Annotated in this window: 1 protein-coding gene; it reads left to right on the plus strand. The window is 37.1% G+C overall.

All coding sequences use genetic code 11. From position 1 onward, the window contains the following. Positions 1-250 precede the first annotated feature (250 nt). Positions 251-1,033: a sulfite exporter TauE/SafE family protein gene (locus tag ACP6PL_RS03400; RefSeq protein ID WP_426542559.1), complete on the plus strand. Its 783-nt coding sequence runs from the start codon at positions 251-253 to the stop codon at positions 1,031-1,033. Positions 1,034-1,451: the final 418 nt, after the last annotated feature.

Consider the following 1,451-nt stretch of genomic DNA (forward strand, 5'->3'; position numbering starts at 1 on the left):
AGGCTTTAAACCACAATTATTTAATTAACAATTAATAATTAATAATTCGGTAAACTTCCAGTGGGCAAGATGGCCGCACTAAAAATTTTATTACAAATGTTTGTACTTTATACACTTGTAATCTAATGTAAGTATTCAAGCAGAGACATTCTGACTCCTGACTCCTGACTCCTGACTCCTGACTCCTGACTTATACATTTTCAGTTATATTGAACTCAAGTTTATTTGTTGAAAAAACAACTCTATCATAATGATTCCAATAAACCTGTTGATTTTGGGTGTAGGTGGTCTTTTTGCGGGTATTCTAGCTGGATTTTTAGGAATTGGTGGTGGTACAGTTATGGTACCGCTGTTAGTAGCTTTAGGATATGAACCTATACAAGCAGTTGCAACTAGCGCTTTAGCTATTGTAATTACAGCGAGTTCGGGTACTCTACAAAATTGGCGTATGGGTTACATTAAACCTAAAAAAGTTATTTTGTTGGCATTGCCAGCATTATTCGCTGCTCAAGTTGGGGTTTATTTGGCGGAACAATTTTCCTCTACTTTATTATTGTTAGGTTTTGGTTTACTAATGTTAATTAATATTTATCTGTTCGAGTTCCGCAAGGGTGTTATAGCTAAACAAAAGGATGCTGAAAATAATGGTGAAAAACGGCAAGGGGCAAATCCTACTATTGCTAGAATTATTACTGGGGGAACTGGAGGATTATTAGCTGGTTTATTTGGGGTTGGTGGTGGGGTAATTATGGTACCTCTACAAATTCTTTTACTGGGCGAACCTATTAAAGTTGCTATTCAAACAAGTCTAGCTGTAATTGTTGTTACTTCTATTTCTGCTAGTTTTGGTCATTATTTGAATGGTAATATTGTATTTTTCGGAGGTTTGATTTTGGGTTTTGGGGGTTTGATCGGCGCTCAAATTAGCACTCGTTTTCTGCCTAAGTTGTCTAGTTCAGTTGTGACTTTTGCTTTTCGGAGTTTGTTGGTAATTTTAGCTATTTACACATTTTGGAAAGCTTGGCAAATATAGACTACTATTATACCGCTTCACTCAAGTCAAAAATTAGGTTTAGTGCGTTTCGCTGCGCGATATGTTTGCGTACCATTCCGCAGGAAAGGAAAACGTGGAGCGTTGCGTCAGCAGTAGCCCAGAACGCTCGCACTACACCCCCTAACTTAGTTGTTAATTACAATTAGTTGATTTAAACGCATTTTTTTAGGTCTGATATAGAATCTGGTTATATAGTATATGTTCATAATTCTATCCACACTTCAATCTCCCCATCTCCCCATCTCCCCATCCCCCCATCTCCCTATCCCCCAACTATATAACAAGTATTCAACCGGATCTTATATGAGCTCCATACCAATTTACTTCGCTCATAAGCCTACAACTTATATCATGTTCGGATGATCACTTATAATAAAGCCAAAATCATTACAGTAGA

The sequence above is a fragment of the Dapis purpurea BLCC-M126 genome, from assembly GCF_050015975.1.
Taxonomy (GTDB): Bacteria; Cyanobacteriota; Cyanobacteriia; order Cyanobacteriales; family Microcoleaceae; genus Trichodesmium.